General features: G+C 54.4%; 23 protein-coding genes. 9 read left to right on the top strand and 14 right to left on the bottom strand.

Annotated elements, in window-relative coordinates; genetic code table 11:
* Positions 1–37: 37 nt before the first annotated feature.
* Complete coding sequence (locus PU683_RS01300) at positions 38–931, bottom strand: dihydrodipicolinate synthase family protein (protein ID WP_277169750.1); 894 nt, start codon at positions 929–931, stop codon at positions 38–40.
* 252 nt (positions 932–1183) lie between these two features.
* Between PU683_RS01300 and PU683_RS01295 the strand changes: the two genes are divergently transcribed.
* Positions 1184–2356: a multidrug effflux MFS transporter gene (locus PU683_RS01295; RefSeq protein ID WP_277169749.1), complete on the top strand. Its 1173-nt coding sequence runs from the start codon at positions 1184–1186 to the stop codon at positions 2354–2356.
* A gap of 79 nt (positions 2357–2435) precedes the next feature.
* Here the strand turns inward: PU683_RS01295 and PU683_RS01290 are convergent, their stop codons facing one another.
* The 4 genes from PU683_RS01290 to PU683_RS01275 all read right to left on the bottom strand — a co-directional run bounded on the left by PU683_RS01290 (position 2436) and on the right by PU683_RS01275 (position 5872).
* Entirely contained in the window at positions 2436–2864 is a 429-nt protein-coding gene (locus PU683_RS01290; protein WP_277169748.1) for a lysozyme inhibitor LprI family protein, read from the bottom strand.
* Positions 2861–3799: a peptidoglycan-binding protein gene (locus tag PU683_RS01285; protein ID WP_277169747.1), complete on the bottom strand. Its 939-nt coding sequence runs from the start codon at positions 3797–3799 to the stop codon at positions 2861–2863. The genes PU683_RS01290 and PU683_RS01285 overlap by 4 nt, the downstream gene beginning before the upstream one ends.
* Before the next feature lie 122 nt (positions 3800–3921).
* Positions 3922–4875 (bottom strand): aldo/keto reductase, encoded by a 954-nt coding sequence (locus tag PU683_RS01280; protein WP_277169746.1) that lies wholly within the window; start codon positions 4873–4875, stop codon positions 3922–3924.
* A gap of 61 nt (positions 4876–4936) precedes the next feature.
* Entirely contained in the window at positions 4937–5872 is a 936-nt protein-coding gene (locus PU683_RS01275; RefSeq protein WP_277170464.1) for a LysR family transcriptional regulator, read from the bottom strand.
* A gap of 194 nt (positions 5873–6066) precedes the next feature.
* Between PU683_RS01275 and nfsB the strand changes: the two genes are divergently transcribed.
* Positions 6067–6720, top strand: a complete 654-nt coding sequence (gene nfsB / locus PU683_RS01270) for an oxygen-insensitive NAD(P)H nitroreductase (RefSeq protein ID WP_277169745.1) — start codon at positions 6067–6069, stop codon at positions 6718–6720.
* Positions 6721–6783: 63 nt separating this feature from the next.
* Here the strand turns inward: nfsB and PU683_RS01265 are convergent, their stop codons facing one another.
* The 6 genes from PU683_RS01265 to PU683_RS01240 all read right to left on the bottom strand — a co-directional run bounded on the left by PU683_RS01265 (position 6784) and on the right by PU683_RS01240 (position 13581).
* Positions 6784–7977 carry a zinc-dependent alcohol dehydrogenase gene (locus PU683_RS01265; protein WP_277169744.1) on the bottom strand — a complete coding sequence of 398 codons (1194 nt, stop codon included), beginning with the start codon at positions 7975–7977 and terminating at the stop codon, positions 6784–6786.
* 73 nt (positions 7978–8050) lie between these two features.
* Positions 8051–9025, bottom strand: coding sequence for an ABC transporter ATP-binding protein (locus PU683_RS01260; RefSeq protein WP_277169743.1), 975 nt, complete (start codon positions 9023–9025; stop codon positions 8051–8053).
* Positions 9022–10005 carry an ABC transporter ATP-binding protein gene (locus PU683_RS01255; protein WP_277169742.1) on the bottom strand — a complete coding sequence of 328 codons (984 nt, stop codon included), beginning with the start codon at positions 10003–10005 and terminating at the stop codon, positions 9022–9024. The genes PU683_RS01260 and PU683_RS01255 overlap by 4 nt, the downstream gene beginning before the upstream one ends.
* Positions 10002–10949, bottom strand: coding sequence for an oligopeptide ABC transporter permease (gene opp4C / locus PU683_RS01250; RefSeq protein WP_277170463.1), 948 nt, complete (start codon positions 10947–10949; stop codon positions 10002–10004). Before opp4C ends, PU683_RS01255 begins: the two co-directional genes overlap by 4 nt.
* A gap of 2 nt (positions 10950–10951) precedes the next feature.
* Positions 10952–11908, bottom strand: coding sequence for an ABC transporter permease (locus PU683_RS01245; protein WP_277169741.1), 957 nt, complete (start codon positions 11906–11908; stop codon positions 10952–10954).
* Positions 11909–11955: 47 nt separating this feature from the next.
* Positions 11956–13581, bottom strand: coding sequence for an ABC transporter substrate-binding protein (locus tag PU683_RS01240; RefSeq protein WP_431190925.1), 1626 nt, complete (start codon positions 13579–13581; stop codon positions 11956–11958).
* 696 nt (positions 13582–14277) lie between these two features.
* On the opposite strand from PU683_RS01240, the gene PU683_RS01235 reads away from it, so the two are divergent.
* Both PU683_RS01235 and PU683_RS01230 read left to right on the top strand, forming a co-directional pair.
* Complete coding sequence (locus tag PU683_RS01235) at positions 14278–15132, top strand: hypothetical protein (protein ID WP_277169739.1); 855 nt, start codon at positions 14278–14280, stop codon at positions 15130–15132.
* A 49-nt stretch (positions 15133–15181) separates the two neighbouring features.
* Positions 15182–16021, top strand: a complete 840-nt coding sequence (locus PU683_RS01230) for a helix-turn-helix transcriptional regulator (RefSeq protein WP_277169738.1) — start codon at positions 15182–15184, stop codon at positions 16019–16021.
* Between the two features lie 188 nt (positions 16022–16209).
* Here PU683_RS01230 and PU683_RS01225 read toward each other — a convergent pair whose 3' ends face one another.
* The 3 genes from PU683_RS01225 to PU683_RS01215 all read right to left on the bottom strand — a co-directional run bounded on the left by PU683_RS01225 (position 16210) and on the right by PU683_RS01215 (position 18143).
* Positions 16210–16419 (bottom strand): hypothetical protein, encoded by a 210-nt coding sequence (locus tag PU683_RS01225; RefSeq protein ID WP_277169737.1) that lies wholly within the window; start codon positions 16417–16419, stop codon positions 16210–16212.
* 123 nt (positions 16420–16542) lie between these two features.
* Positions 16543–16986 (bottom strand): hypothetical protein, encoded by a 444-nt coding sequence (locus tag PU683_RS01220; protein WP_277169736.1) that lies wholly within the window; start codon positions 16984–16986, stop codon positions 16543–16545.
* A gap of 200 nt (positions 16987–17186) precedes the next feature.
* A complete protein-coding gene (locus PU683_RS01215) occupies positions 17187–18143 on the bottom strand; it encodes a LacI family DNA-binding transcriptional regulator (RefSeq protein WP_277169735.1) in 957 nt (318 codons plus the stop codon).
* 292 nt (positions 18144–18435) lie between these two features.
* Here PU683_RS01215 and PU683_RS01210 point away from each other — a divergent pair, with 292 nt between their 5' ends.
* From PU683_RS01210 to PU683_RS01190, 5 genes are all read left to right on the top strand, one after another.
* On the top strand, positions 18436–18750 hold the full coding sequence (locus PU683_RS01210; protein WP_277169734.1) for a PTS sugar transporter subunit IIB: 315 nt from the start codon (positions 18436–18438) through the stop codon (positions 18748–18750).
* 11 nt (positions 18751–18761) lie between these two features.
* On the top strand, positions 18762–20093 hold the full coding sequence (locus PU683_RS01205; protein WP_277169733.1) for a PTS sugar transporter subunit IIC: 1332 nt from the start codon (positions 18762–18764) through the stop codon (positions 20091–20093).
* Positions 20094–20105: 12 nt separating this feature from the next.
* Entirely contained in the window at positions 20106–21497 is a 1392-nt protein-coding gene (locus PU683_RS01200) for a glycoside hydrolase family 1 protein (protein ID WP_277169732.1), read from the top strand.
* A 5-nt stretch (positions 21498–21502) separates the two neighbouring features.
* Positions 21503–21808: a PTS lactose/cellobiose transporter subunit IIA gene (locus PU683_RS01195; RefSeq protein WP_094422682.1), complete on the top strand. Its 306-nt coding sequence runs from the start codon at positions 21503–21505 to the stop codon at positions 21806–21808.
* A 144-nt stretch (positions 21809–21952) separates the two neighbouring features.
* Positions 21953–23332 (top strand): carbohydrate porin, encoded by a 1380-nt coding sequence (locus PU683_RS01190; RefSeq protein ID WP_277169731.1) that lies wholly within the window; start codon positions 21953–21955, stop codon positions 23330–23332.
* The last annotated feature ends 51 nt before the right edge of the window (positions 23333–23383 follow it).

Below are 23383 nucleotides of genomic sequence, written 5' to 3'. Positions count from 1 at the left end.
TGGCCGGATAAGGCACAGCCGCCATCCGGCAATCTTCTCACGCGGTTAATCGCAGCTGCTCAATCACCTGGGCAACCTCGCGTCGCGCGTCGCCCTGCAGCGTCTGCAAAGGCGCGGGTAAACATGGCGCTTTCACCACGCCGAGTAGCTCCGCCGCGGTGGCAATGACGCGCAAGCTGCCGCCGTAACGTTTAAACAGATCCCACAGCGGCTGGAGCGCGGCGGTATGCTGGCGCGCCTGCGCGATATCACCCGCCATCGCCGCACGAGAAATCGCTAATGCCCTCTGCGGGAAAAGCCCGCCGAACACCGAATACCAGACACTGCAACCGGCATTCAGCGCTTCAACCGCCGTGCCGTCGCCGCTGATACCCAGCCGGATATCCGCCGGGATGTGCGCGCGCAGCGCACTTACCCGCTGCGGGGCAAGCTCGGCGGCAAGGGGGGGGATTTTGATCGAGCCAATATTGGGCAACTGGGCGATACGGGCAAGCAGTTCGTCGCTGAAGTTAAAGTGGGTGGCGGTGGGGTTGTTATAGATGCAGAGCGGCACCGACAGCTCGCGGGTGACGGCGGCAAACAGACTGAAGACCTCATCTTCTGTTAACGGATGATAGGAGACCGGAGCCAGCAGCACGGCGCTGACGCCCGCTTTCTGCGCATCCTCCGCCAGCCAGAGCACATCGCGCGTACGCAGTGCACCAATCCCGGCGATCACCGGCACCGCGCCGGAGTACTCTGTTGCCAGACGCAGGACGCTTGCGCGCTCGCTGCGGCTAAAGTAGGGATAACACCCCGTTGAACCCAGCGCGCCAATGGAGTCGACGCCAGCGGCGCGCAGTTTTTCAATAATGGTGATATAGGCCGCCTCATCCAGGCGATCATCGAGAAGCGGCGTCAGCGCAAAGGCACTTAATCCTGTGAAGTCCATTCTTGTTCCCTCATTAGGCATTTTTTCAGTGTGGCAACCTGGCATCATACGGCCTGATCCGCCGACAGGTTCGTTGTTTGCCTCACAAAAAGCGTCAGCAGACTCTGAAGAATAAACCACATTTCGCGCGTTGCAGGCCGGAAAAACAGAGTGAGTTGAGGCGCGATTTAATGGCGTTACGCTTTGTGTCGCCCTGCTTAAATTAACGCGCCGCGCTGTCGGCAACTCTCTTTGTGACGTAATCAGGAATTTATGCAAACCAAGCTACACGGGCCGCTGTTTCTCGCGATCCTCAGCGCGCTGATGGCCTTCACCTCCCTGTCGACGGATATCTACCTGCCCGCAATGCCGCTGATGGCACGCGAGCTGCACGGAGATGTCGAGTTGACCATTACCGGCTTTTTGATGGGCTTCGCGCTGGCGCAGCTGGTGTGGGGGCCGGTGAGCGATGCAATCGGTCGCCGAAAGCCGCTGTTTATCGGCATGGTGCTGTTTATCATCGGCTCTGCGGGCTGTGCACTATCGACGGAGATCCACCAGATGGTGTTTTGGCGAGTGTTTCAGGCATTTGGTGCCTGTACCGGGCCGATGCTGGCGCGGGCGATGATCCGCGATCTCTTTGTGCGCACCCGCGCGGCGCAGATGCTCTCTACACTGACCATTATTATGGCCATCGCCCCGATTATCGGGCCGCTGGCGGGCGGGCAGATTATCAAATTCACCACCTGGCATGCGGCTTTCTGGATCCTGGTGGTGATTGGCGGGCTGATGTTTATCTCCCTCTTCGCGCTGCCGGAAACCCTGCCCGCAGAGAAGCGCATTCACGCTTCGCTGACGGGCGTATTTCGCAACTACTTTACGCTGCTGCGCAACCGCGCGTTTATGCGCTACACGCTGTGCGTCACCTTTTTCTATGTCTCCGCTTACGCCTTCGTCACCGGTTCACCATTTGTTTACATTGGCTATTACGACGTCGCACCGCAGCATTTCGGCTGGCTATTTGCGCTGAATATTGTGGGTCTGATGGGGATGAGCGCCGTCAACCGGCGGCTGGTGCAGCGCCATCCACTCGATAAGCTGCTGAAGATCGCCGTCACGCTGGCCGCCCTCGCGGGGGTCGTGCTGGCGCTGCTGGTGAAACTGCAATTCGGCGGCCTGGTTGCCGTGCTGATGACAGTGTTTGTTTTCTTTTCAATGAACGGCATTATCGCCGCCGCCTCAACCGCCGCCGCGCTGGATACTGTACCGGCCTTTGCCGGCTCGGCCTCAGCGCTGATTGGCTCCCTGCAATATGGCAGCGGCATTATCTCTTCCCTGCTGCTGGCCGGGTTTGGCGACGGCACGCCGTGGACGATGGCATGGATCATGGCGCTGTTCGCCGTTGCCAGCGCCGCGATGGCCTGGCGGGTCGGCTCAGCGCAATAAGGGCGATGCCGGATGGCGGCTCACGCCTTATCCGGCCTACAGGGTTTGTAGGCCGGATAAGTATCGAGGTATGGCGGGTTTAAAGCCGGATTTTATTAATCTGATCAATACGCAACGTATTCATATTGAGAACGCAACCTAACATAGCTTCACCAAATGCATGGGTGCCCATCGCTTGTGTGCTCACCAGTTCGCAGTAATTGTTTCTGTACTGAAGCCACTCTGTCTGATTCTGCTTATAGGTTGCCAGCATGCGATCTTTCTGCTCCTGAGAGCCTCGCCACCAGCGCGTGTAGTCAAAAGAGGAGATCTCTTTCAGCTTCGCTTCATAAGCCTTATTCAGCGCAGCCTCAGAGGTATCGTTTACATCCTCTAAACACTCATCATCGTTTTCGCCATATTTTTCGATGCAGTGGGAAATGCTTTTTTGCTCAAAAGATGCTTTAGATGCCGCAAATGCGCCATTTGCAAAAATGAATAGAGCGACAAAGAATACGTTAATTTTCATCTTAAGTAATTCAACCTTAGCGACAAACGTTGTGGATCTCTTGACTGATATAAATCAGTTTTAAGGTAATTAATAACATCTTGCTTCGAACCGCGCTCAGCCATAATTTTCACCAGAACTCGGGCAGTTTGATTTCCCTGAAAGATAGTGTCTACAAATACGTCCCTAATTTTTATGTCAATTTCATGCCAAGAAAGTGCATTTGATATCTTTGCAGCAGTTCGATCATAAACTCCCTTGGCATAATCCTTCTTCTCTCGATACGAAATATCAAAAAGACGAACCTGTTGTTGATGTGTAATTTCACCAACCAGAGGGCCGTAAACGGAAATAAAAACATCAGCCTCTCTACCTTGCAAGTAGGCTGCTTTAGCACAAATTTGCGCTTTATACTCTTCTACACCTGCTTTTCTGAGTATGTATAGAATGCTTCCGGCGGTACGTTTTTTCATATCAAAACCGCGCCCGAGTGTAACACCTGAATCTTGTGATGGATGGTGTAATATGCGTGAAAACCATGGCATACGAGCTGGCTGTCGAAAGGGTGCGGCAGCGGTAATATAGTCAACACCCTCATAATCAAATGTTAATTGTCCTTCCTGAACGGTTAAAACCCCACCAACATGTTTTACACGCCAGTGAAGTGAGGTTGCATTTTCTAAAGCCTCAATAAACCACATGTCAGTTGGATATACTAAACCCGTTGCAGGCATGTTGATTAATGCCTGGAACCATCGAATAGCCTCTAAGGTGTCCGGAGTGCAGGAGCCGTTCTCGTTAATCGTACGGCCTGTAGCTTGCGTATAACCTGCTTTTTTAATTTTGCCTTGAAGTAGTTCCACATCGTAAGGATCGTTTGAACCACATTCGCCAACAGAATGTGACAAGCTAAAAACCCTAGGTTGAGGAGAATGATGATGAGCAGTCCTTTTCATTTCTTTTATCCATTAGCTATTTTTGCCTGACATCTTATCGCACATGATTTGCTTTTTTTTAGGGAATGCTCATAAAACAAAGAAGCGGCGAAGCCCGAGCTAAAACCCGGGCATTTAGCAGTTTACGTGCCAGCTTTATTCAATGCGGCGATCTCGTCGGTAGAGAGGTTCAGCGCCAATGCGGTCGCGAAACTCTCGACGTGTGCGGTTTTGGTCGCACTGGCAATCGGCGCGGTGACGCCCGGTTGGTTAATAAGCCAGGCGAGCGCCACTTCGGCGGGTTTCACGTTATGGTTTTCAGCCACCTTATCCAGCGCGTCGAGAATCGCAAAGCCGCGCGGATTCAGGTACTTGGCGATGCCCTGCCCGCGCTGGCTCTGGTTAAGATCGCTTTCGCTGCGATATTTCCCGGACAGGAAGCCCGAAGCGAGGCTGTAATAGGTCACGACGCCAATATTTTCCCGCACCGTTAAATCCTGTAGCGCGCCTTCAAAGCTCTCGCGATCGTAGAGGTTATATTCCGGTTGCAGCACCTGATAGCGCGGCAGCCCTTTCTCATCCGCCACTTTCAGCGACTCCGCCAGCTGTTGGGCATCAAGGTTGGATGCGCCAATCGCGCGGATTTTGCCCGCTTTCAGCAGCTTTTCATAAGCGCCGAGGGTTTCGTCATAGGGCGTTTCGCTATCCGGCCAGTGGGAGAAGTAGAGGTCGATATAGTCCGTTTGCAGGCGACGGAGCGAATCCTCAACCGCCTGCTCAATCCAGCGTGCCGAGAGCCCTTTTTTGCCGGGTTCGCCCATATCGGCGCCCACTTTCGTAAACAGGGTGATTTTATCGCGATGGCCTGGGTGCGCCGCCAGCCATTTACCAATAATGGTTTCCGATTCACCGCCCTTGTTGCCCGGCGCCCATGCGGAGTACACGTCTGCCGTATCGATCGCCGTAAAGCCCTTTTCCAGTAACGCGTCCAGCAAACTGAAGCTCTGCTGCTCATCCACGGTCCAGCCAAACACATTACCGCCAAAAACGAATGCCGGGATCTGCAACCCCGTGGTGCCTAATGAACGTAATGCCATCGCCACTTCCTCCTGTGAAGGTCAAACTTTAAGCCTGGCGCGTAATGGCGATCGCTTTTGGTTATCCGTGCGGTTTTTCGCTCGCCAGGCTGCGTAGCTGCGCGGTGATGGGTCGTAATGCTTCCCGCAGAACAGCGTGCAGATGGCGAATCGCCGGGGAGAACTGTTTGCGATGCGGGCAGATAAGGTTGAGCGGCGCGGCCTCGCCGGGCTGCTGCGGCAGTAAGATCTCCAGCCGCCCGGCCAGCACATCGGCGCTGACATCGATCCACGACTTGTAGACAATGCCCATCCCCTCCACCGCCCAGCGGCGGGCGACATCTGCGTCATCACACAACATCCGGCTTTTGACGATCAGCTGCCGGCGCAGACCATTTTCCGGAAAGCTCCATTTGTCATACACCTGATTATTCATGGTGAAGAGCAGGCAGTGATGGTTAACCACCTCATCGAGGGTTTGCGGCCTGCCATGCTGCGCCAGATAAGCGGGCGAGGCGACGAGCACCCGGCGGTTATCTTCAGCAATCGGCAGCGCCACATAACTGCTGTTATCCAGCACGCCATAGCGGATAGCGACATCTACCGGATCGCGAAACACATCGCTGAGTTGATCGGAAAGGGAGAGGCGCAAAGAGACCTTCGGGTACTCGGCACAAAAGCGGGTGATGATCGGCAGCAGCACGTTGCGCCCCAGATCCGACGGCACCGCCATACGTAACTCGCCCTGCGGTTCGTTATCACCACTGTGCAGGCTCTCCGCTCCGGCGCGCACCACCTCCAGCATCTCCTGGGCAAAGGGAAGGTATTTTTCACCTTCAGCCGTTAAGCGCAGGCTGCGGGTCGAGCGCACAAACAGGCGCTTATCGAGATCGCGCTCCAGGCGGTGTACCGCGGCGCTGACCTGGCCGGGAAGCAGCCCGGCTTCGCGCGCGGCGTTAGAAAAACTGCCCAGCAGCGCCGAGCGAACAAACAGCGTGACATCTTCCAGCCGAATCATCATCTCTCCGGGGGTAAACAACGAGCGCTTCTGTTGTGCCAGAAAAGCGGGCGCAGGCAAACCGCATTTTCACTTAGCGAGTGAAAGTGTTGCCGTTTTTCACCGATTTATCTTCGAAAGCGTTGCGTTTATCCTCGGCGGCTCTACGGGACGGTGCGCCCCGCGTTATTTGAATAGTCGCCAGGAGAGAGAAAATGACCCTTGATGAAGCCGTAATTTCCCGCCATACCGTCAAAGCCTTCGACCCTACTCAGCGCGTGCCGCAGGAGAAGATCGACACCCTGCTCAACGTGCTGCAAAACAGCCCCTCTTCCGTGAACTCGCAGCCGTGGCACTTTGTTGTCGCCGCAAGCGACGAGGGCCGTGCGGCGATGGCAAAATCCGCCACCAGCAACTTCGCCTATAACGAAGCGAAAATCGCCAATGCCTCGCACGTGATCGCGCTCTGCATGCGCAGCGATCTGGATGAAGCCCACCTGCAAAAGGTGCTGGCGCAGGAAGAGAAAGATGGTCGTTTTGCCTCCGATGGCGCGAAGGCCGGCCAGGATAAGGGCCGCCGCTCCTATGTCGATCTTCACCGCTATGAGCAGCGCGATCTGCCGCAGTGGATGGAGAAACAGGTCTACCTGGCGCTCGGCGGCCTGCTGCTGAGCGCGGCGATGCTCGGCATTGACGCCACGCCGATGGAGGGGTTTGACGCGCGTGAGCTTGACCTGGCGCTGGGCCTGCGTGAAAAAGGGCTGACCAGCGTCGTGCTGGTGTCGCTCGGTGTGCGCAGCGAGCAGGACTTTAACGCCGCGCTGCCCAAATCCCGCCTGCCGCGCGATGAGATCTTCACCTTTATCTAACAATGGAAGCCCGGTTCACCGGGCTTGTTGTTGATCTGCCCGGCGAACCGGGCAGGGGCGGGATTAGATCGTCGCTTTTGCGGCGTTAAGACCCGGAACGAGGATCACTTTGCGGCAATCTTCCGCATGTTTATCGAAGATTTCATAGCCGCGCGCGGCCTCTTCGAGCGGCATATGGTGGGTAACAATCTCTTCCGGCTTGAGATGGCCAGACTCAATCAGTGGCAGCAGGTCCGGCAGGAACGCGTGCACATGAGTCTGCCCCATTTTGAAGGTCAGCCCCTTATCGAAGGCGTCGCCAAACATAAAGGCGTGAATAAACCCGGCGTAGACACCCGGCACGCTAACAATCCCGCCGCGCCGCACGGCGGCAATCGCCTGACGCAGCACTTTACCGCTACTGCCCTCAATTTTCAGCGTGCTGAGCACCGTTTCGGTGGTGCTGCCTTTGGCTTCAAAGCCCACCGCATCAATCACCGCATCAACGCCGCGATGGCCGGGCGTATTTTCGATAATCCACGCCGCTGGATCGTCATTCTTATCAAAATTGATAGGAATAACACCGTAGCGGTCGCGGGCGAAAGCGAGCCGGTAGTCACTGTCATCGATCATGAAAATCTGTTCAGCCCCCTCCAGACGGGCGCACGCCGCCGACAGCAGCCCGACCGGGCCTGCACCGTAAATCGCCACGCTTGAGCCCTGCTTGATTTCGGCGTTTTTCACCGCCTGCCAGGCCGTGGGCAGAATATCGGAGAGGAACAGCACCTTCTCGTCAGAGAGCGTATCCGGCACTTTAAATGGCCCGGTGTTAGCCTTCGGCACGCGGACATACTCCGCCTGACCGCCGGGAATACCGCCATAGAGATCGCTGTAGCCAAACAGCGCCGCCGGCGGAGTAATGCCTTTTCGGTTCAGCGCCGCACCTTTGCCTTCGTTCGTTTCCGAACAGGCGGAGTATTGATGGAGCTTACAGAAAAAACATTCGCCGCAGGCGATAACAAACGGGATCACCACCCGGTCGCCCTTGCTGACCGCATGCACGCCAGCCCCGGTCTCGACCACTTCGCCCATAAACTCATGGCCGAAGATGTCACCGTGATGCGTACCGGGGATTTTGCCGTGATAAAGGTGCAGATCCGAGCCGCAAATCGCCGTGGCGGTCACGCGAAGGATAATATCATCCGCCGCCTGGATAATCGGATCGGGATGGTTATCGACGCTGACTTTATGTGACCCGTGATAAGTAAGTGCTCTCATGTACCGTGTTCCCCATGATTTCAGACAGGACTGATAAGCATAGAACAGCCTGCGGAAGCACGGCGAAGCGGCACTACATCTTATCCACCCAGTGACAGGCAACATGATGCCCTGGCGCCACGTCACGCAGCGCAGGCGCCTGCTCACGGCAGATCTCCGTGGCGTGCGGGCAGCGCGACGAAAAGCGGCAGCCCGGCGGCGGGCGCGAAGGGTCGGGGATCTCGCCCTGCACTGCCGCGATGGGTTCACGCAGCGGATCGAGGGTCGGCACGGCAGCCAGCAGCGCGCGGGTATAGGGGTGCAGCGGCTGGCTGAAGAGCGTGTCGCGGCTGGCGGTCTCGACCAGTTGCCCGAGATACATCACCGCCACGTCATCACACAGATGTTCGACAACGCCGAGATCGTGGGAGATGAACAGAAATGTCACGCCGAAATCGTCGCGAAGATCGGCGAACAGGTTAATAATCTGCGCCTGAATGGAGACATCCAGCGCTGAAATCGGCTCATCGGCAATTATAAAATCAGGGTTGAGGATCAGCGCGCGAGCGATACCAATACGCTGGCGTTGACCGCCGGAAAACTCATGGGGAAAGCGGTTGTAGTGCTGCGGTGCCAGCCCGCATATCTTCATCACCGCAATCACCTTGTCATACAGCTGCGCACGGGTGCAGAGCTTATGCTCCAGCATCGCTTCACCAATCGCGTCGCCGATGCGAATACGTGGGTTGAGCGAGCTGTAGGGGTCCTGAAACACCAGCTGGATTTTGGGACGCAGTGCGCGCAGCGCCTTCGCCGAAAGATCGCCCAGCTCCTGGCCGCGATATTTCACGCTGCCGGCGGTTTTGTCGTACAGCCCCAGCAGCGTGCGTCCGACGGTGGTTTTACCGCTACCGGATTCGCCGACCAGACCAAAAATAGTGCCAGGGCGAATGTTAAAACTGACGCCATCGACCGCGCGCACCTGCCCGGTTTGCTGACCAAACAGCCCGTCGCGCAGCGGGAAGTACTTTTTCAGGTCGTTAACTTCAATGACATACTCTGCGCTCATACCTGCGGCTCCGTTAACGCACTGTGAATACAGGCCGCCTGCCGGGTCTCGTTGCCCACCAGTGGCGGAATACCGCGCCGACAGGCGTCCGTCGCGCGCGCGCAGCGGTCATAAAAGGCGCACCACGGCGGCAGTTCAGACAGATCCGGCACCTGGCCGGGAATAGAGTAGAGCCGCCGCCGCCGCTCGCCCGGCACCGGACGCGAGGCGATCAGCCCTTTGGTATAGGGGTGCAGTGGCTGGCGCAGCACGTCTGCGGTGGGTCCCTGCTCAACAATCCGCCCGGCGTACATCACCACCACATGCTCCGCCATCTGTGCGATCACCCCAAGATCGTGAGTGATCAACATCAACGCCATATGGTGCGCCTGCGCCTGGTCGCGCAGCAGCCGCAGGATTTGCGCCTGCACGGTGACATCCAGTGCGGTGGTCGGCTCATCGGCGATGAGCAGCTTCGGCTGGCAGCTCAGGGCCATGGCAATCATGATGCGTTGCAGCATGCCGCCGGAGAGCTGATGCGGGTAGCTGCGCATCAGGCTCTCTGCCCGCGCCAGCCCCACTTCAGCGATCAACTGCGTAGATCGCTGCCAGGCTGCTTTCGGCGACAGGCCGCGATGGCGGATCAGCGGCTCGCACAGCTGCTCGCCGATGGTCAGCACCGGATTGAGGGCGGTCATCGGCTCCTGGAAAATCATCGCCAGCTGGTTGCCGCGCAGGTCGGCCATTTTTGACGGCTTCAGGCGCAGCAGATCTTCGCCCTGAAAACGGATCTCCCCGTTATCAATGCGCGCCGCCTGGGGCGGCAGCAGGCCCATCAGCGACATTGCGGTCACGCTTTTTCCGCAGCCGGATTCGCCGACCACGCCAATAGTCTGCCCGGCCTGAATGGCAAAGGAGACCTCCTGCACGGCGCGCACGCGCCCCTGCTCTGCGGCAAAAGAGACGGAAAGTTGATTGAAGGTGACCAGCGGTTCGCTCATTTCAGGCTCCGTTTCATCTTCGGATCGAGCGCATCGCGCAGGCCATCGCCCAGCACGTTAATGGCAATCACGGTGATAAAAATCGCGATCCCTGGCGGCATCCACAGCCACGGACGGCGTTGAAAATCGATCAGGCTGTTGGCAGCATCCATCATATTGCCCCACGACGGTGTCGGCGGCACCACGCCCAGTCCAAGGTAGCTAAGCGCCGACTCCATCAGAATGGCGTTCGCCACCGCCATGGTCGCCATCACGACCAGAATCGGCACCGTGTTGGGCAACAGATGACCAAACAGGCGGCGGCGCGAGGACAAGCCCAGCACCTGGGTGGCCAGCATAAAATCGCGCTCGCGCAAGGAGAGGATCTGCCCGCGCACCAGCCGCGCCAGCTTCGGCCACTCCAGCAGGCTGAGCATCACTACCACCATGTAGATGCGCGATTCGGCGGGGAAATCGAGTTCCGACAACATCGCCCCGGCGACAATAAGCAGCGGCAGGCTCGGGATAGTCATCACCAGATCCGCCAACCGCATAATCACTTTATCGACCCAGCCGCCCGCATAACCCGCCAGCGCACCGAGCAGATAGCCGAGCGCTACGGAGAGCAGCATGGTCAGCAGACCAATAATCAAAGAGATACGCCCGGCCAGTAGCAGGCGGGTATAGACATCTCGTCCGAGGAAATCGGTGCCCAGCCAGTGCTCCAGGCCGGGCGGTTTGTTGATCATTAGCGCGTCGGTAGCGTCATTTTTCCACGGCGACCAGATGGGCCCGACAATGCACCAGATGGCCATCACCATCAGCGCCAGCAGGCAGAGCATCGCCAGCCGGTTATGACGCAGTGCGCGCCACGCCTGGCGCCATGGCGAAGGTGTGGCCTGAGCCAGCGACGGGATCTCAGCTTTGCGCAGACGCCGGTTGGTTGAGAAGAGTGAACCCAGCATCATCACCTCACCCGAATACGCGGGTCGGCCCACGCGTAGAGCACATCGGCAATCAGGTTGCCGACAATAGTTAATACCGCCAGGAAGAGGGTGAAACCCATCAGCACGGGATAATCCCGCGCGGCCAGCGAATCGATATGTATATGGCCGGCACCCGGCCAGTTAAACACTTTTTCGGTAATGATCGCTCCGGAAAAAAGCCCCGGCAGCTCAAAACCGAGCAGGGTGATAATCGGCAGCAGCGCATTGCGCAGCGCGTGTTTGAAGATCACCGTGCGCTCGCGCAGCCCTTTGGCGCGGGCGGTGCGGATAAAGTCCATCTTCACCACATCAAGCATGCTGGCGCGGAAGTAGCGCGTCAGGCTGCCCGCCTGCAACATCACCAGCGCCAGCACCGGCAGCGCCAGATGCGCCGCAACCTGCGTCATCCATGCCCAGCCACTCTCATCACTGCCGGTATTGGTCATGCCGCCCACCGGCAGCCAGTGCAGATCGACGGCGAACCATTTAATCAGCAGCAGACAGAGGAAGAAGGTCGGAAAGGACATCGCAGCGAAGACCACCACGCTCACCAGATGGTCAAACAGCGAATTGGGTTTCAGCGCCGAAGCAATGCCCACCGCCAGGCCAATTCCCCAGTAGAAGACCAGCGCCACGCTTGCCAGCAGGAAGGAGTTCCAGATGTACTGGTTCAGCAGCTGGCTGACCGGGATCTGGTACTGCAAGGAGAAGCCGAGGTCGCCGCGCAGCAGCTGGCCGAGCCAGTGCAGATAGCGGGTAAAAAGCGGCTGATCGAGGCCGTAAATCGCTTTCAACTCCGCGGCGCGCGCGGCGGTCAGGGTGATATTGCCGTCGATAAAGTCGCCGGGTGTTTTGGCGAACAGCATAAAGATGATCAGTGAAGCCAGCAGCAGCATCGGCACGGTTTGCAGCAGCCGCCTGAGGATAAAGTGTCCCATAGCGCTCTCATGCCCGCCGCCGGGCATTTCCGGCGGCGGTGAAGGTCTTACTTAACGATTTTGACATCTGGCAGGCTGCCGGTCAGGCCGTTATAGATGTCCGGTTTAAAGCCGGTCACGCGGGCGCTGCTCGCAGACAAAATCTGGCGGTAGCCGAGGAGAATCACCGGCGGATCGTCGGCCAGCACTTTATAGAGCTGGTGATAGATCGGTTTGCGTTTCTCAATGTCGAGTTCGGCGTTGCCTTCGTTAATCAGCTTATCGACCTGCGGATTGTTATAACCCGACTCTTTCGATTCCGTGCTGTAGTAATCCCAGACGCCATCATGGGGATCGTTCAGGGTGCTGGTGCTAAAAGAGGCCAGATCATAGTTGCCCGCTTTGCGCTGGGACATCAGGGCGTTGAAGTCCACCACCTGCGGCTTGAGCAGCACACCAATCTGCTGCCAGTTCTCTTTAGCGATTGGGATCAGCGCATCATTCAGGACTTTCTTACTTACCAGCAGCGTCAGTTCAAGACGTTTGCCCTCTTTTACGCGGATGCCGTCTGGCCCCGGTTTCCAGCCTGCTTCATCCAGCAGCTTTTTCGCCTGTGCCGGATCGTACTTATAGGGGTTCACGCCCTCGGCGTTATAGGCCCAGGAGATGGGCGCGATGGGTTCGATCGCCACTTTACCGTAGCCCTGATAGACCACATCAATCAGCTTCTGGCGATCGAGGCCGTAAATCAGCGCCTGGCGAACTTTCGCATCCTGCAATGCCGGGCGGTGGACGTTGAACTCCACCTTGCTGTAGTCACTGGAGCCGTAAAGATTGATATTGGCGAAGCCAAGCATTTTCAGCTGCTCAATATCATCCGGGCGCGAGGTGAACGCGTCGTAATCCGTTTCGCCGGTCTGGAAAAGCTGGAAGTTGGTCGATGGGTTAGTGACGCGATAAATAAAGCGCGGCGTCGGTGGTGTTCCACGGTAGAAGTGGGTATTGGCGTGGAAACGGATCTCCTGGCCAGGAATGTATTTGTCATAGACGTAAGGCCCGTTGCCGAGCGGCTTGCCGTGCAGCGTGCGTAAATAATCAAGATTGCCGCGCTGATACCCTTTCCCGTAATAGGCTTTCGACAGCACTGGTCCGCCGATTTTCGCCAGCGTCGTCGCGCCCGGCTGGGTCGTGGTCACTTGCAGGGTATGAGCATCAATCACTTTAAGGCCGCTAACGCTCTCCGCTTTGCCCGCCTTATACTCCGCGCCGCCGGCAATATTCGCCAGCGTAATATCGGTATCGCCATCATATTTCGGGTCATAGAGCACGGTTAAGGTGAACGCCACATCTTCCGCGGTGAGGGGTGAACCATCGCTAAAGGTCAAATTGGGGCGCAGCTTGATGGTGTAGACCTTGTTGTCCGGGCTGATGGTCCAGCTCTCTGCCAGACCCGGCACCAGCTTGCCGTGGCTGTCCCAGTCAATCAGGCGCGAAAAGATGACGTTAGTGACGTTCTCATCCCAACCGTTGACGAAGAAGTAGGGGTTAAAAATACCCTGTGGTTCGGAGATACCGGCCACAACGGTGTCTTTACGTAATTTCGCCGCCGTCGGGATCTGGCTGGCATCCGTTGCGGGTGTGATGCCCTCTTTTAAGGGTTCATCGGCGAAAGAGGCGGTTGAGAACGCCACCATGCCGCTGAGCAACGCAATTTTCAGCGCAAGAGTGAAGTGCGTGGGCTGTGTTGTTAGACGATTCAGTAACCTGGCCAAAATTGCTCCCTCATCAAGTGATTGCAAGAAATTTACAAATCATGACGAAAGATAAGAGTCACACTTCAGCCTGTCTAACAACGAAAAAGTATGGCTTATAGCAAACTGGCCTTAGCAAACTTATGGCTAACTAAGCGACATTTTTTGCTAAGAATTTACTTACTTATATCGAATAAATAGAAGGGTATCGAGATGCCCGGCCGGCCAGTGGGAGAGTGTGACAATGGCTTAGCAAGCTGGAAGCCGGCCAGGCAAAATAAAAATACCCTTGTGAGACTATTTATTGAACAAAACCTTATTATTTGCAGACAAAAAGAAAAAACAGAAGAATAATCTTAGAGCAAGCGCAATTCCTGCTAATTATCTACACAGAGATTATTATCAGTAAAAGCTTTTTCAGATCAGATAATAAATTCTTGGTTTTACTTATCCCTTTATCACTGCCTGAATCACACTATTCCAGGAATAAATACACAATTTTTTGTGATGCAGATCACACAAAAACCCCTATTTGTCGCCAGCCTTTTTTCTGCCGATTTGAAAAAAGCAGCAACAAAAAATATCTTACTTAATAGACCAGGAGGTTGTTTTAACCACTTAACAACGAGGGTTAAATAAATGGCATCACATCAGTGCCGCATGGGGAATAGTAATAAAAGCAACCACAACTCAGGAATATTAATCACTCTTTATCACGCCCGCCGCGACATCATTTGCTCTGGTATAGTGGGTTTTCTGTTGGCGATATTGAGTACATTTTATTACCCCCAACAATGGCTCACTTCACTCACCATCAGTTCTGCCGAAAAATTCACTCTTTATCCACTGATGGCCTGCATACAAAACTTTTATGGGGCTGAAGTGGTGATTGAGGCTGATGATTTTTTTAATGATTACCTTATTTACTTAAAAAAAGTTATCGCCCGCGGTGAATGGCAAGATATCTTTCTTGATGACACCAATCCTAACCAGATAAGAATATCCTTACTATCCTGGTTTCCCGGCGCGCAGAATACGTCAATTCAGTTGGTGCTGCAGCAAGCCAACAATGAGCAGCAGAGTATGATTAACGAAATCAGCAAGTGTTCTATCGAAGATATTAACCACACCTTTTACCGTATAGATAATGACTCTTATCAACTCTACCCCGTGCGTATGCGCTACAGCATAAGGATGTTTTTTGCTACTGCTATGGGGGTGATTAGTATCAGCTTATTTTTCCTGCTCAGGGAAAAATGGCGGCAACTTAAGAGTAATTTTTACTATCAAAGAAACGAGGAAGTTATGGAACGTAATAATCACAAGCCGGATAGTTTCAAAGAAAATTACACAGAAGAAGAATACTGGCAAGACGAAGAGGACAACAAGAAAAAGAAGATCCCAGAGGGAACGGTTGCGGCAATAACTATCTATTTAATTATGTTGGTCGTCAGCTTGATTTGGCTCGGTCTGGAAATTTACACCGGGCTCTAAAAAAGAAATACCGCTCATACTTGCAGGTATAAATAAAGGGAGTTTTTGTATGTCTGCTGAGATCATTGTCTTTAGCTATTCCTGGCCTGCGCTCCTGGCCATCACCGCATTTTTTGAAAAAAACAGTTATATCGTTATAAAAATATATCAGGATGAGCAAAAGCTTTTAGAGGTCCTGCATAAAAACACCTCACTACCCTTAATCATTGATGCTTCACCGCACCGCAAAGTAATACTTATCGCAGCCATCGCCTCAACTTCACGGCTGCGCGCAGTTTTCTTTACGGCGCGAAAAATCCATCTCAATGATAAAGTTGTTGCTGAGTTTTATTTTGAAGAGAAGCGCTGCATCACGCACTCGAAACTGATTACTCTGACGCGCGCGGAGATAGAGACAGCGATGCGTGTCGACCGCTCGCCGGTCTGCCTCTCTCCAGGCATTATGCGCCCAAGAATGATGAATCTACTTTATGACAGGCAAACGTTATATAAAGAGATTCAGGACAAAATCTATCACCGGCTTTATTTACTGGGCGCAACGCCAAATGAGATTAACACCCTTCGACTGCTTATTGCCGGTTTATCAATCCAGAAAATCGCCGAATTAAAAAGCCTGCAGATTAAGACTATTTATGCCTACAAATCGCAGCTAGCGCAAAAAATAGAACATACCATGTCTTCCCGCGAGCTGATTCGTGTATTGAGCGTTGAGGACAAAAATCAGGATAATGAATGCCTGAACCATATATACAAGACGCGTTGTAATAATGAGAGAGCACTCTGCGAAACCTGTCCTCTCTACCATTTCTGTTATGACTCAGAGTCTGACAAATGCAATTTACCCTGTCATGAAGGGTGTAAAGCAGACAGCGATGAGACCCCTCCCTGAGTAGGTTATTTTGTCTGATAGTGAAACCCGGGGCTTTCTGACACGCGGGCATATCGCTATATTCCTCTAATGTTTTTTGCGCTTCCAGAACGCATTCGCCTGGGCATTGTGGGTTATTCCCGGCCTTCGTTTTTACGCCGAAGGTAGTGCCCAGACGAATGCATTTTATTTTCTGCACGCCTGTTATTTTAGGATCTCTCATCAGCATGGTTTTTAATCAGGCTGACTGCCACCACCTCTATCTCGCGCAGCGTCATATATTTCAACTGATCCCCATCGAGCTCCAGTCGGACGGTGCGAAAGACGCGGCCATCCGTCAGGGAGACCAGCGGACAATAGAGGCGACTGGCGAGGTTAGTAATACCGGCAACTTTCCAGATGCTCTCTCTCTTTTCCACGGCTCTTCTCCTTGGCTCTGCGGCGGCCTGCCAAAAAAAAGCCGGTCCACAGACCGGCAAATCTAACAAGTCGTACAAGTCAGACCATCAACGCAGGGGTATATGAAAAAACGCACTCTCAATTCAATAACAGGCTGCGATTAACACGTTGTCACAGCAGGGTAAAAACCATTCGATATCGTCGGAATAACGTCTCTTTTCTTGCTCAAACGGCGCGCTGTAGCTGGTTAATTGTGCACGATTATCGCTAAGCCCCCTATAACCGGGGCAGCAGGATGCGCACAGATCGCAAGAGAAGGAGCACTCTGCCAGGTTGCGGAAATAGTCGCGATGCCGCTGATCATCAAGGACAAAGCTGCTGTTCTTTTCGCTGGCGGTATGGACGAAATTTCCGGGCTCATTATGGCAGTCAGAGGAAAGAAGGGCAGTAAATGGATCCGTCGATATCTTTACGATCGCGGCGGTTGTCAGCTTCTGAATATGTGAATCCGCAGGCACGGCGACTATCAACATAATAAAAGCAAACAGGATTTTTATCTCTGACTCACCTATATTCGAGTGCCACATAGCAACCTTCCTTATTAAAAGAATGGAATTTACAGGTACGACTCGATACCGATTAAGCTCCTTTAGAATCGATGCGTTATAGGTTTGTTTATTTTTTATTATATTTCAATAGCGAAGGGGGAGTTTGAGAAAGGTTAACCGGCGAAAAGAGTATTCTTATCTGATATAAAATAAAAGCCCCCTTTCGGAGGCCATGCTATTTAGCGTTTTCTTACGTCCGGAATAATTAAATCCCCGCGTACGCGATATGTCCCTAATACACTCTGCGTTTTCTCATTAAGCCACGACACAATACGCGCAGCCATTGCATCCATTGAGTATTCAATCGCCGGAATAGTCGGAATGCCAGGCAGATGGAGCGAGCCAGCAAGGCTGAAGACCATAATATCTTCCGGCACAGATTTATTAAACGCCTGTAACTGCGGGATCACACGCTGCGCTTCCTGCTCATCGGCAACCAGTAACGCATTGAAATTAAGCGTGGTGGCGTTGTTCAGCAGCACTTGCAGCGCCACGGATGATGAGGTGTCATCCATAAAGACGAGGTTACGGTTGAAGGGCAGGAAATTGTTTTCCAGCGCCAGTTTATACCCGTGCAGCACCTGTTCGGCGGCGGCATTATGCGGATGAATCAGCGCGATTTGGCGGCGACCCTGGCTTGTCAGGTAGTTGCAGGCGGTTTCGGCGGCAAAGGCGCGATCGAACTGAATACTGTTGAGCGTGGTATCGGCAGACTCAACGCAATCCACAAGGATCACATTCTCGTCATCAACGGACAGCGGAAAACGGGCACCAATGATCAGCACATCGTCACACAGCCCGCAGGTGAGCTCATCCAGCGCGCTCATCACCTCTGTCTGGGTGTTGGCGAAGCGCAAAAGCAGGTGTTTCTGGCTCTGGCTGAGATGCTTCTCCAGCGCATAGAGGTAACCGGTGGTCTGGTTAACATTCTCCTGCGCGCAGATCACTCCGATGCAGCCTGTCGACTGGCTGAGCAGCGACTGGGCGATAACATTGGGCCGATAGTTCAGCTCGTCGACCGCTTTCAGTACTGCGAGGCGGCTGGCTTCCTTAACGCCACGCGAACCGCTCAACACCCGTGAGACTGTGGCTTTCGACACCCCAGCTAAACGTGATACATCGTTGATTGTAGACATCTTTCTCCCCTGGCAGGCACAAAGCGCGCCCGCAAAAAACAGATACTGCAATGGCTAATCTATAACCATCGCGAGTATAGCCGTTTCTTTTTTTCATGGAAACCGATTTTCCATTTGTGCCGTTTTGCCTGTTGAAAAGGCGCAATTTCGTGACGGAAATCGAATAAACCAGCCTTATTATTTACAGATATTGACAGCTATCACACTTCTATGGCGAATTCATGGAAACCGGTTTCCATATGATATCCAATCGTCTCCGCAATAACTTTTTACACTTCGAGGACGGTTAACGATGTTCAGGATCATGTTGTGTTGCTCAGCCGGTATGTCCACCAGTCTGCTGGTCAGGAAAATGGAAGAGGCGGCGAAAGCCCGCGATATTCCGGTTGAGATCGATGCGTACGGCGTTGCTGAGTTTGATATGCAGTTCCCGCGCTACCAGGTCGTGCTTCTCGGTCCACAAGTTAAATACATGTTAAAAACACTGGCAGAAAAGGCCGCCGCTCAGGGCATTCCGGTACAACCCATCAACCCGATGGATTACGGCATGCAACGTGGCGACGAGGTACTGGACTATGCTCTGTCGCTGATTGAAGCGGCACATTAAAAGGTGTTCTTATGAGTTCCCTCTACCAATCCATGATTACGGTGATTGAGCAAAGCATCACGCCGCTGGCCGGTCGCCTGGGTCAACAAAAGTACGTTATCGCCATCCGCGACGGCTTTACCGCCGCACTGCCGTTTATGATCATCGGCTCTTTTATGCTGGTGTTTATCTTCCCGCCCTTCTCCGCGGATACCACCGTCGGCTTTGCCCGCGCGTGGCTTGATTTCTCGACCGAATACCGCGAACAGCTGATGTTGCCATTTAACCTCAGCATGGGTGTGATGACCTTTTTTATCTCTGTCGGTATTGGTGCCAGTCTTGGCCGCCAGTTTAATCTTGACCCGGTGATGACCGGTCTGCTGGCGTTTATGGCGTTTCTGCTGGTCGCCGCGCCTTACAAAGATGGCACCATCTCGACGCAGTATCTCTCGGGTCAGGGCATCTTTACTGCGCTGATCACCTCTATCTACTCGTCACGCGTTTACGCCTGGCTGAAGCAGCACAAGATCACTATTCGTCTGCCGAAAGAGGTGCCGACCGGCGTCGCCCGCTCATTTGAGATCCTCATTCCGGTGCTGGTGATTATCGCCACGCTGCACCCGCTCAACCTCTTCATCGAAGCGCAAACCGGCATGATTATGCCGCAGGCGATTATGCATCTGCTTGAGCCGCTGGTTTCCGCCTCCGACTCGCTGCCTGCGGTTCTGCTCTCTGTGCTGCTGTGCCAGATTTTTTGGTTCGCCGGCATCCACGGTTCGCTGATTGTCACTGGCATCATGAACCCGTTCTGGATGGCCAACCTCTCCGCGAACCAGGCCGCACTGGCGGCAGGCGCGGCGTTACCGCACGTCTATCTGCAGGGCTTCTGGGATCACTACCTGCTGATTGGCGGTGTCGGTTCCACGCTGCCGCTCGCCTTCCTGCTGCTGCGCAGTCGCGTCACCCATCTGCGTACCATCGGCAAAATGGGCGTGGTGCCGAGCTTCTTTAACATCAACGAACCGATTCTCTTCGGCGCGCCGATCATCATGAACCCAATGCTGTTTGTGCCGTTTGTCTGCGTCCCGCTGATTAACGCCGTGCTCGCCTGGACCGCCACCAGAATGGGGCTGCTTGCCCAGGTGGTTTCCCTGACACCGTGGACAACGCCTGCGCCAATCGGTGCTTCATGGGCGGCAAACTGGGCCCTTAGCCCGCTGGTGATGTGTTTGATCTGTATGGTGATGTCCGCCCTGATGTATCTGCCTTTCCTGCGTGCTTACGAGCACTCGCTGATGAAAGCAGAAGAGGAAAAAGCAGCGCAGAGCAGCGCCCCGATGGCGGAAACCGTCCGCAGTAATTAAAAGGAGCCGGTAATGAAATATGAATTTCCCGCAAACTTCTGGTGGGGCAGCGCCTGCTCTGCGCTGCAAACTGAAGGGGAAAGCGAACAGGCTGGTAAAAGCGCCACCACGTGGGATGCCTGGTTTGCTCAGCAGCCGTGGCGTTTTCATCAGCAGGTGGGGCCGCAGCAGACGTCGACCTTCTACCGCCACTGGCGGCAGGATATCGCCCTGCTCAAACAGCTTAAGCACAACAGCTTTCGCACTTCCCTGAGCTGGGCGCGCCTTATCCCGGACGGCACCGGCGAGGTGAACCCACAGGCGGTGGCGTTTTATAACAGCGTGATTGACGAACTGCTGGCGCAGGGCATTACGCCATTTATTACCCTGTTCCACTTTGATATGCCGATGGTGATGCAGGAGAAGGGCGGCTGGGAGAGCCGGGAAGTGGTCGACGCCTTCAGCCGCTATGCGCAGATCTGCTTTGAGCTGTTCGGCGATCGCGTGCATCACTGGTTCACCTTCAACGAGCCGATTGTGCCGGTGGAGGGCGGGTATCTTTACGATTTCCACTACCCGAACGTGGTCGACTTCAAGCGTGCGGCCACGGTGGCCTATAACACGGTCCTGGCTCACGCCAGTGCGGTGCGCGCTTTTCGCGCCGGGTACTATCCCGGTGAGATTGGCATTGTGCTCAACCTGACGCCCTCTTATCCGCGCTCGCAGCACCCGGCGGATGTGAAGGCGGCGCACCATGCTGACTTACTGTTTAACCGCAGTTTTCTCGACCCGGTACTGCGTGGCGAGTATCCCGCTGACCTGGTGGCGCTGCTGAAAGAGCACAATCAGCTACCCGCCTGCCAGCCGGACGATATTGCGCTTATCGCAGAAGGGAAGATCGATCTGCTCGGCATCAACTATTACCAGCCGCGGCGGGTAAAGTGCCGGGAGAGCGCGGTCAATCCCGATTCGCCGTTTATGCCGGAGTGGTTGTTTGATTATTACGATATGCCGGGCCGTAAAATGAACCCTTATCGCGGGTGGGAAATTTATGAACCGGGTATTTACGATATTCTCACCAACCTGCGCATTAATTACGGTAACCCACGCTGTTTTATTTCCGAAAACGGTATGGGCGTCGAGAATGAACAGCGGTTTATTGAAAATGGCCAGATAAACGATAGCTACCGAATTAATTTCGTTCGCGATCATCTTATCTGGCTGCATAAAGGTATTAGCGAAGGCAGTCACTGTCTTGGCTACCATATGTGGACCTTTATCGATAACTGGTCGTGGTGTAACGCCTATAAAAACCGCTACGGCTTTGTGCAATTAGATCTCGACACCCAACAACGCACCGTTAAAAAAAGCGGAGAGTGGTTTGCCGCCACCGCTGAAAATAATGGTTTTACTACTCAGGATTGAAAATTATGGTCGCACTTGAAGAGGCGGTAATGGAGATTATCGTCAACGCCGGGCAGTCGCGCAGCCTCTGCTTTGAAGCCCTGCGCTCCGCGCGCGAAGGCAACATTGATGAAGCGAAACTGCTGCTGAAGGAAGCCGATGGCTATGCGCGCCAGGCGCACCAGATGCAAACCAAATTAATCGAACAGGATGCTGGCGAAGGCCGTCAGCCGATGACTTTGATTATGGTGCACGCGCAGGACCATTTGATGACGTCGTTATTAGCTCGTGAATTATCTGAGGAGATCGTTCAGCTTTATCAGCGTAACTGAATGGAGAATTGATTACGGTAAATCTTAATACGTCTGTACCCAACTTAATAAAATAAAGCAGTCTGTTTTGATGATGGCAATATTCCTCTCTGTCACGGAGCGGAAGGTTATTGTCTGAGAACAACTTACTATATTGAGATAACCATGAAGATAAATAAAAAACTTCCAGTGGCGCTGGCGGTTGCGGCTACACTTTGCTCTGGTTCCGCCCTCGCCCAGGAGTTTACGCAAGAGCAAATTGACGCCATTGTCGCAAAAGCGGTGGATAAAGCGCTGGCGGAGCGCCAGGCGAAAATGGACGCCGCAATAAATAAAAAAGCCGATGTTGTGGTTGAGCCGCAAAGCGCAGCGCAAACTCCCGATTTGGCGATCCCCTACGGCGTGAAATTTACCGGTTATGCCCGCTATGGCGCGCATTATCAGTCCGGCGATCAGAAATATGTCGGCGTTGATGGCTCCTACAACGGCGCGTCGGCGATTGGTCGTCTCGGCAACGAAGGCAACGGTGGCGAATTCCAGCTTTCGAAAGCGTTCAAAGGCGATAACGGCGCGATATGGGACATCAATGTGATGTTCGATCACTGGGGCGATGAAGTTAACCTGAAAAAAGCCTACGCTGGCGTCACCAATCTGCTGGCCTCCAACCCTAACGCCTACTTCTGGGCGGGGCGTGATTTCCACCAGCGTCCACAGCAGGGGATCAACGACTACTTCTGGATGAACCACGACGGCCAGGGCGCAGGGGTGAAAAACTTCGATATTGGCGGCGTGCAGTTTGACGTTGCCGTGGTTGGCTCTATTGAATCCTGTAGCCCGGAAGTGCTGGAGGATGAATCCAACCCGTCGCGCATCACCTGTACCGGCAGCTCTAACGTCGGCGATAAAGGCAACTATGCGGTCACCTCAAAAGTGCACGGCATGAAAGTCGGCCCGCTCGATCTGGAGATTTACGCCAACTACGGCTTTGACTCAAAAGCGGTGGATCGCGACGAGCGTCTGCACGCCTGGCAGGGCGGCGCGGTGCTGAGCCATACCTACGATAGCGGCATCAACAAGCTGATTGCCCGCTACTCTGATAACTCGGACAACAGCGTCTTTAACAAAACCGACGATCTGAAGACCCTCTACACCAGCTTTGAAGGGACCTATAAATTCACCCAGCAAACCCAGGTGGATTATCTGCTCGCCTTCCATGATTACGACAACAGCCGTATAAAAACGGATAATCGCCGCAACTATGGCGCGATTGTTCGCCCAATGCACTGGTGGAACGATGTGCACTCAACCTGGCTGGAGCTGGGCTACCAGCGCGTGGATTATGATGATGGCGGCGACAACCACGGCTGGAAAGCCACGCTGTCGCAGAACATCTCTATCGCGATGGGGCCGGAGTTCCGCCCGATGCTGCGCTTCTACGTGACCGGCGGCGAAGTGGATAACAAACGCACCGCACGCGTCAACGGCACCAACGATACCTCCCTCGACTCGCTTAACATCGGCGCGATGTGGGAAGCCTGGTGGTAAGGTAAAAAGCCGGAGGCGGCCGACCCTAAGCCGCCTCCGGTTCCCGCGCAC

Origin of the sequence: Candidatus Kosakonia sp. 282A-S69 (assembly GCF_029433855.1) — a bacterium.
GTDB classification, from domain to species: domain Bacteria; phylum Pseudomonadota; class Gammaproteobacteria; order Enterobacterales; family Enterobacteriaceae; genus Kosakonia; species Kosakonia cowanii_A.
Note: the sequence above shows the minus strand (reverse complement) of the source record. Positions and strands in the feature narration are given on the sequence as shown.

Bases quoted from the DNA above. Each gene is read 5' to 3' on its own strand.
- PU683_RS01205 (WP_277169733.1), top strand. From the start codon at position 18,762: ATGAGTTCCCTCTACCAATCCATGATTACGGTGATTGAGCAAAGCATC.
- PU683_RS01285 (WP_277169747.1), bottom strand. From the start codon at position 3,799: ATGAAAAGGACTGCTCATCATCATTCTCCTCAACCTAGGGTTTTTAGC.
- PU683_RS01215 (WP_277169735.1), bottom strand. From the start codon at position 18,143: ATGTCTACAATCAACGATGTATCACGTTTAGCTGGGGTGTCGAAAGCC.
- PU683_RS01220 (WP_277169736.1), bottom strand. From the start codon at position 16,986: ATGTGGCACTCGAATATAGGTGAGTCAGAGATAAAAATCCTGTTTGCT.
- PU683_RS01235 (WP_277169739.1), top strand. From the start codon at position 14,278: ATGGCATCACATCAGTGCCGCATGGGGAATAGTAATAAAAGCAACCAC.
- PU683_RS01255 (WP_277169742.1), bottom strand. From the start codon at position 10,005: ATGAGCGAACCGCTGGTCACCTTCAATCAACTTTCCGTCTCTTTTGCC.
- PU683_RS01280 (WP_277169746.1), bottom strand. From the start codon at position 4,875: ATGGCATTACGTTCATTAGGCACCACGGGGTTGCAGATCCCGGCATTC.
- opp4C (WP_277170463.1), bottom strand. From the start codon at position 10,949: ATGCTGGGTTCACTCTTCTCAACCAACCGGCGTCTGCGCAAAGCTGAG.
- PU683_RS01200 (WP_277169732.1), top strand. From the start codon at position 20,106: ATGAAATATGAATTTCCCGCAAACTTCTGGTGGGGCAGCGCCTGCTCT.
- PU683_RS01190 (WP_277169731.1), top strand. From the start codon at position 21,953: ATGAAGATAAATAAAAAACTTCCAGTGGCGCTGGCGGTTGCGGCTACA.
- PU683_RS01210 (WP_277169734.1), top strand. From the start codon at position 18,436: ATGTTCAGGATCATGTTGTGTTGCTCAGCCGGTATGTCCACCAGTCTG.
- PU683_RS01240 (WP_431190925.1), bottom strand. From the start codon at position 13,581: ATGGTGGCGTTCTCAACCGCCTCTTTCGCCGATGAACCCTTAAAAGAG.
- PU683_RS01230 (WP_277169738.1), top strand. From the start codon at position 15,182: ATGTCTGCTGAGATCATTGTCTTTAGCTATTCCTGGCCTGCGCTCCTG.
- PU683_RS01300 (WP_277169750.1), bottom strand. From the start codon at position 931: ATGGACTTCACAGGATTAAGTGCCTTTGCGCTGACGCCGCTTCTCGAT.
- PU683_RS01245 (WP_277169741.1), bottom strand. From the start codon at position 11,908: ATGGGACACTTTATCCTCAGGCGGCTGCTGCAAACCGTGCCGATGCTG.
- nfsB (WP_277169745.1), top strand. From the start codon at position 6,067: ATGACCCTTGATGAAGCCGTAATTTCCCGCCATACCGTCAAAGCCTTC.
- PU683_RS01290 (WP_277169748.1), bottom strand. From the start codon at position 2,864: ATGAAAATTAACGTATTCTTTGTCGCTCTATTCATTTTTGCAAATGGC.
- PU683_RS01295 (WP_277169749.1), top strand. From the start codon at position 1,184: ATGCAAACCAAGCTACACGGGCCGCTGTTTCTCGCGATCCTCAGCGCG.
- PU683_RS01260 (WP_277169743.1), bottom strand. From the start codon at position 9,025: ATGAGCGCAGAGTATGTCATTGAAGTTAACGACCTGAAAAAGTACTTC.
- PU683_RS01195 (WP_094422682.1), top strand. From the start codon at position 21,503: ATGGTCGCACTTGAAGAGGCGGTAATGGAGATTATCGTCAACGCCGGG.
- PU683_RS01265 (WP_277169744.1), bottom strand. From the start codon at position 7,977: ATGAGAGCACTTACTTATCACGGGTCACATAAAGTCAGCGTCGATAAC.
- PU683_RS01275 (WP_277170464.1), bottom strand. From the start codon at position 5,872: ATGATTCGGCTGGAAGATGTCACGCTGTTTGTTCGCTCGGCGCTGCTG.